Source organism: Streptomyces chiangmaiensis, from assembly GCF_036281785.1.
GTDB lineage: Bacteria > Actinomycetota > Actinomycetes > Streptomycetales > Streptomycetaceae > Streptomyces > Streptomyces chiangmaiensis.
The window spans coordinates 1-5,973 of the sequence record NZ_JAYWVC010000326.1; the positions used below are offsets into that span (position 1 = coordinate 1).

Genomic DNA, 5,973 nt, shown 5'->3' on the forward strand with positions numbered 1-5,973 from the left:
CTACGATCTCATTTCGAGCTTCATCGAGCCAGCAGGGCGGGTATCGAGTCGTGATCAATCTACGGGAATCCCCGGCGCGACGGAGCTTGATTGGCAGCTCGTCCCACTCAGCGACCCTCGCCTGCCAACGCGAAGTCGTCGCCAGCATCCGTGCGGCTGCTGACGCGGCTGGGGTGGCTGGAGTTGGCGCGGGCGACATGACGAGAGTCGATGCCCGATGAGCGGCGAATCAGTCCTCCTCGGCAAACTCAGCGGCATCAGGAAAGACGTTGGTGCTGATGTGTCCCGACAGCCAGCCGATCAGGAACTCCACCGCACCCACAGGATGCGCGTCGTAGTACCAGTCCCGCGGATTCCAGCAGACGACCGTCCACTCGTCCGGCTTCCCGTCAGTGAGCCAGCACACGCGGTCCCCATTGTCGGTTCCTGCCCACGGCAGAAGTCCGCCCGGCTCAGGGTAGAAGGGGTACGTGCAGTCTTCGGGGTTGCTGTCCCGGAAGTCGCGTTCCTGGTCCAGCAGCCGCTTCGCCGGGCCGACCAGCAGGTCTCGCCCGCCAAAGGGCGTAAGTGGCGTCAAGAACTCGGCGAAGTGGTAGGCCCCGTAGGCTCCGACCAGCTGCTTGAAGTCCGAGGGGAGTTCCACACCGAGTGCTGTCTCCACCTCGTTCCAGTCTCCGTTCGCCCACAGTGGTTGCGACGGCGGGGGGATGAGGCGAGTAAGGTCATCGAACGCGGTCATGGGGTTGAGCTTAGAGGTCGTCGTCGTAACTGAAGCTGCCGCCCTCGCCTAGGGCGCGAGTCGTGATCAATCTGCGGGATTCGCCCTCGCGGCGAGGCCTGGACCAGTAGATCTTCTTCCGTGACGTGCATGCAACTGACGGACGAGGCATGGGAGTTCATCGGGCCATACCTGCCGATCGGCGGTGCCCTTCTGGCGCTGTTTCGCGTGGAGACAGCCATCGCGCACATGCGTCTCGGTAGCGTGATCATCGCATGCGCCGTCACCGGCCTCGGCATCTCGATCGTCACACGACGATCTCGTCAGCGCACAGCTCAGGCGAAGCGAGCTGCCAGCGTCTTGGCCTTGGCGACGGCGTCCTCGTGAGCTTGCGCGCGGGAAGCTTCGTACAGGGGGATGAGTTCGGGCTTGGAGGCCCGCTTCGGGACGGAAGTGAGCTCAGGGATGATGAACTCGACTTCGGTGATGCCGAAGTAGCCGGCCAAGAGAGTGGTCAGGTAGGGGACCACGAAATCCCAGCCGTCACGAGGGGTGCCCGGCCGGTAAGAGCCACCGCGGCTGGAGACGACCACGACCGGGGTGCCGGCGGCGGATGGCCGCTCGCCGATCGTGCGCCCCGCGATCATGACCTGATCGATCCAGGCCTTGAGTGTGCTTGGTACCGTGAGGTTGTACATCGGGGCGGCGATCAGGACCACGTCCGCCTGCTCGAGCTCGGAGGCCAGTGTGGCTCGCAAAGGGTCCTCGTCGCCGGCAGTGAACACACCGCCGGTGATGTGCGGGAGCGGCTCGACCGCCAGGTCGCGGTAAATCACCGTGCCGTGAGGGTGCTGGGCCTCCCATTCCTCACGGAACGTGGCCGTCACGTCACGTGATGCGGAAGCCCCGCTGGGCCACATGGAGCTGTCGATGTGCAGTAGCGTCGGCACGTTGTCTCGGCTTTCGTAGCGCAGGTCGGCGTTGCTTCGGTCGGGTTGCTGGTCAGGCGAGGAATGCCTTCATGGACCACGTGCCACCGCAGTCGGCGTGCTCGAGGATGGCGTCGGCGTCGTCGACCGAGGGGTAGATCCATTCGGAGTTGATCTGGCACTTCAGTGACATGCTCTGCTCGCCGGTCTTCTGGACGGTCCGTTCCCAGCCCGTGGTGACGACCTCGCCGGCGGGTCCCAGGTCCAGACATGTGACGTGGGCTTTCGGGACGAAGGGTGCCAGATCCAGCCCGAGAACGTCCGCGGCCACGTTGTGGCCGGCGAACTTGCCCAGGTGCATGGCGTGCTGGCAGCTCTGCATCACCGTGCGCTCCTCGTCGGCGGCTGCCGCTGCGGTGTCACCGGCCCTGCCCGTTGGATTAACTGGATATTACGCATCCAGTTTCTCCCTGTCAAAGCACCACGGAGCCCTTCCGGTCTGCAGCCCTTGCGACACGGCACGAGACTCCATGCGACAGTTCACGTGATCGGCGTGTTCATGATGGCCGGAGACAGGATGTACAACGTCCAGTTGTGCGGGCGAGCAAGGGTGTCGAGTGGGCGATGCATACGATGCTCAACCTGGCATGGCTGGGGGAAGGCGAACCCGTTGTCCGCTGTCATCCAATCGAGGCGTTTGACGGCAAACCCAGCCGTTCCGGCCTCCTTGCCGGCGAACCTAGTCGTAGGAGGGGACGTACTGGGGGTACTGGGTAGCCGTACCGGTCGGGGTGAGTCTTGCTGAGGGGTGCGTCGGGCGCGCCACCCACTCGGGCGGCCCGGCTCGCCTGATCCGTACGCGGAACAGCGCCTTGCCCCGCTTGTGTTCGTGCGGTAGCTGCACCATGTACCGCGCGATCCGCGGGTGCGCGAGCGGGCTCACCGGCCAGATTGCGACCCGGACGAATCCGGGATTGCGTATCCCGGACTCCATCAGGGTCGGTACGGCAGTACCGGGATGGGCGCAAGGTGCTCGTTGACGTCGGTGAGTGCTCGGGCTGCCTTGGCGTCGAGCGACGGTACGGGTTCGGGCATCGGCGGTTCGGCCCGCGTCCTGGAGTGGTAGGCGTTGATCTCGTCTCCGCCGCTGCCCGTGTACATGATCTCGCACCGCCGGGCGACGGCCTGCCCTCCCACGACATCGAACGCCTCGTGGTGGAAGGCTCCCGCCGGATCGTGCGGCTTGCGTAGAGCGCGTATGCCTCCGGGGCGGAAGGGCGGGTGCCGCATGGCGGGGGTCGCCATCGCCAGTCTCCGCTCCTGCACCCGGGGTGCCTTGGGACGACGCCGAGGGCGGGTCGTCTTCCCCCGCGGGACTCACCCAACGTAACTGTCTCGGAACAGTGCCCGTACCCGAGAACCAGCCGGAAGGAATGTTGTGTGCCGGTTCCGGCCGCCTTGGCCGGAGACCTCGTCTTGCGGGAAGGAAATGGGCACCGTAAGGGTTTTAGGAGTAACACGTCATGGCTTACGCTTATTGCGACCAAGGAGGCCGACGATATCCCCGCGCACGACTGAGACGAGCCCGCTGACGGAGCCGCCGGCGGCTGACGTAGTCCTGCAATTCGTCAACACGCACCCCGCGGGACCCCACCGGCTGCCGGAGCGCTTCGGCAGCGCCAAGGACCTGCACGCGTGGCTGCTGGAGCAGGCGATGGGCTCGGAGACGACCCATGTCACGGAGGCCGACGCGGCCAGCGCCCGCGAGCTGCGCGAGGCCTTGATCACCGTGCTGCTGGCTCACTCCGCCGACAGGGACACCACGCCCGAGGTGCTCGCCGAGGCGGAGGGGTATCTGCGCCATGCTGCGTCCCGGTATCCGCTGGTGACGGTCCTTACCGCGTCGGGGGCGTCCCTGGCGCCCGCGCAGACCGACATCCCCGGGCTGTTCGGCACCGTGCTGGCGAACGCCACCGAGCTCGCCCAGGCCGGGGTTTGGGACCGAGTGCGGGCATGCCGGCACCAGCCGTGCCACTTCGGCTTCTTCGACCGGACACGGAACAAGAACTCCGTTTTCTGCGGCCCGAGATGCGGTTCCCGCGAGTCGATGCGCGCGTACCGGCAGCGGAAGAAGGCGCTGGCCGCGAAGCACGGCACGCATTCGAAGTGACCTTGCGGGTGGAGTCGTGTGCCGGTTTCCCACCCGACAGGGCCCCTGACGCCCTCGCCGCTCCCGGGGGCCACACGCCTTCCATCAGCGGCTGACGACCGCACCACACCGGCCTCATTCCTCCGTCGGTCAGCCTCACCCCCTTTATCGAACTGGAGTGCGAAACAGAGGGGGACCGGGAGGAGGGAATGTGAGGTTCCACTCCCTGCGAGAATTTGTTCGTAATGAGCTAAGCGTCTACGGTCATAACCATGCAATCGCGCCGCTCGTACGGTCGCGGTCTCCTCGCACTTGGATCACATACGTCATCCGAGTCGTATCAGCCGGTCGGCGGCACACAGCGCTCGCCCACTTCGGCCACGGAACAAGAAGGAAAAGCCCCCTGATGTATATGAAGCTCGAAGTCACCGTGTTGCCCGTCTCCGACGTCGATCGGGCCAAGGCCTTCTACGAGGCCCTGGGATTCCGTCTGGACGTCGACAAGGCCGCCAGTGAGAACTGGCGCGCGGTGCACCTCACCCCGCCCGGCTCCGAGTGCTCGATCATGTTCGGCACGGGTCTGACCCCTGCCCAGCCGGGCTCGGCCCAGGGCCTGTACCTCGCCGTCTACGACATCGAGGAGGCCCGCGCGGAGCTCCTCGGCCGCGGCATCGAGGTGAGCGAGATCTTCCACGACAACGGCGGCATCATCTACCACTGCCACGAGGGTGGAGACATCACCCACAAGCTGGAGGGCCAGGAGCGGAAGCCGGGTCTGCACCCCGAGCGCGCCTCCTACGGCTCCTTCGCCACCTTCAGCGACCCAGACGGCAACGGCTGGGTGCTCCAGGAGATCCAGCAGCGGCTCCCGGGCCGCTGACACCTCGTAAGACACCTGTGGGTGCCACGGGCCGTCACCGCCTCACGGCGGCCGGCCCGTCCGGCACCCGGGGCGCAGCGGGCTTTCGATCACGGTGCCGGGCCCACACGCCCCGCACCGCACACGTCCCGGCCTCACCCTGACACTCGAGAAACATCAACGAAGGAAACCCCATGAACATGTCTCCCATGGAGCCTCCGGCCCAGGACGGCCCCGGGCGTGAGCCGGTGTCGCACCGAGCCGGGCGCGGGCTGTCGCGACGCCTCTTCGTCGGTGGCGCGGCCGCTTCCGCCGCCGCCGGCATCTCGCTGGCCGCCGGTCTGGCGCCGTCCGCCGCCGCCACCTCCGCCGAGGCCCCCGCCGTCCGCAGGCCGAGAGGCTTCGGCACGGTCGCCACGGCGCCGCGGTTGTCGGCGGACTTCAGGAAGACCTTCTCCAGCCGGTTCATCAACACCGGTGGACTGCGTCAGCACGTGGTCATCGGAGGCGACGGACCGCCGCTGCTGCTGGTGCACGGCTGGCCGGAGAACTGGTACGCGTGGCGCATGGTGATGCCCGCGCTGGCCCGGAACTTCACGGTCATCGCGGTCGACCAGCGCGGTATGGGGCTGACCGAGAAGCCGAAGCAGGGGTACGACACCGCCACCCTCGCCAACGACTTGGTCGCGCTGATGGACGCGCTCGGACACGAGCGGTTCTCCGCGGCCGGCCACGACACCGGCATGATCATCGGTTACGCGCTGGCCGCGGACCACCCGGACCGGGTCGAGTACCTGGCCCTCGCCGAGGTCCCCGGACCCCCGAGCACCGAGGCCTCGCCGAAGCTCTTCGAGAAGGCGGAGCTCAACAACAGGCTGTGGCACATACCCTTCAACCGCGTCGACCACGAGCTGATCGAGAAGCTCGTCCGGGGTCGGGAGGCGGCCTTCTTCAACTACGAGTTCGACATCCAGGGCGGTGAGCGGCTGCCCGAGTACGCGCGGGAGTACTACATCCGGCTCTTCTCGGACCCCGAATCCCTGCGCGGCAGCTTGGGCTTCTACCGCGCGTGGGACGCCCACGTCGCCCAGAACGACGAGCGCGCGAAGACGAAGCTGACGATGCCCGTCCTGGCGATCGGCGGCGAGAAGAGCTGGGGCCCCTGGGTCGAGGGCGGGATGAAGCCCCTCGCCAACGACGTGCGAGGCGTGATCATCCCCGACTCCGGCCACTGGGTCGCGGAGCAGGCACCCGAGCAGGTGCTGGCGGCGCTGACCAAGTTCCTGGCCCCGTACCGCGCCGCGGCCCGCTCGGCCCG

The 5,973-nt window shown here is 67.1% G+C and carries 8 protein-coding genes; 3 read left to right on the forward strand and 5 right to left on the reverse strand.

The genetic code is table 11. From position 1 onward, the window contains the following. Positions 1-229: 229 nt before the first annotated feature. The 5 genes from VXC91_RS41395 to VXC91_RS41415 form a co-directional block, all read right to left on the reverse strand. Positions 230-739: an SMI1/KNR4 family protein gene (locus VXC91_RS41395; RefSeq protein ID WP_329512521.1), complete on the reverse strand. Its 510-nt coding sequence runs from the start codon at positions 737-739 to the stop codon at positions 230-232. Between the two features lie 314 nt (positions 740-1,053). Next, on the reverse strand, positions 1,054-1,668 hold the full coding sequence (locus VXC91_RS41400) for an FMN-dependent NADH-azoreductase (protein ID WP_329512522.1): 615 nt from the start codon (positions 1,666-1,668) through the stop codon (positions 1,054-1,056). Between the two features lie 52 nt (positions 1,669-1,720). Next, a complete protein-coding gene (locus tag VXC91_RS41405) occupies positions 1,721-2,032 on the reverse strand; it encodes a hypothetical protein (RefSeq protein ID WP_329512523.1) in 312 nt (103 codons plus the stop codon). 354 nt (positions 2,033-2,386) lie between these two features. Further along, on the reverse strand, positions 2,387-2,590 hold the full coding sequence (locus tag VXC91_RS41410; protein WP_329512524.1) for a hypothetical protein: 204 nt from the start codon (positions 2,588-2,590) through the stop codon (positions 2,387-2,389). Positions 2,591-2,640: 50 nt separating this feature from the next. Next, positions 2,641-2,952, reverse strand: a complete 312-nt coding sequence (locus VXC91_RS41415; protein WP_329512525.1) for a hypothetical protein — start codon at positions 2,950-2,952, stop codon at positions 2,641-2,643. Positions 2,953-3,136: 184 nt separating this feature from the next. Here VXC91_RS41415 and VXC91_RS41420 point away from each other — a divergent pair, with 184 nt between their 5' ends. The 3 genes from VXC91_RS41420 to VXC91_RS41430 form a co-directional block, all read left to right on the forward strand. Then, positions 3,137-3,817, forward strand: a complete 681-nt coding sequence (locus VXC91_RS41420) for a CGNR zinc finger domain-containing protein (RefSeq protein WP_456243099.1) — start codon at positions 3,137-3,139, stop codon at positions 3,815-3,817. Between the two features lie 385 nt (positions 3,818-4,202). Beyond that, a complete protein-coding gene (locus tag VXC91_RS41425; RefSeq protein WP_329512526.1) occupies positions 4,203-4,676 on the forward strand; it encodes a VOC family protein in 474 nt (157 codons plus the stop codon). Positions 4,677-4,849: 173 nt separating this feature from the next. Then, positions 4,850-5,973, forward strand: a 1,124-nt coding sequence (locus tag VXC91_RS41430) for an alpha/beta fold hydrolase (protein ID WP_329512527.1), incomplete at its 3' end; no start/stop codon positions are given.

Coding starts and splice junctions, on each gene's coding strand:
- VXC91_RS41415 (WP_329512525.1), bottom strand. CDS start 2,952: ATGGCGACCCCCGCCATGCGGCACCCGCCCTTCCGCCCCGGAGGCATA.
- VXC91_RS41425 (WP_329512526.1), top strand. CDS start 4,203: ATGTATATGAAGCTCGAAGTCACCGTGTTGCCCGTCTCCGACGTCGAT.
- VXC91_RS41395 (WP_329512521.1), bottom strand. CDS start 739: ATGACCGCGTTCGATGACCTTACTCGCCTCATCCCCCCGCCGTCGCAA.
- VXC91_RS41420 (WP_456243099.1), top strand. CDS start 3,137: ATGGGCACCGTAAGGGTTTTAGGAGTAACACGTCATGGCTTACGCTTA.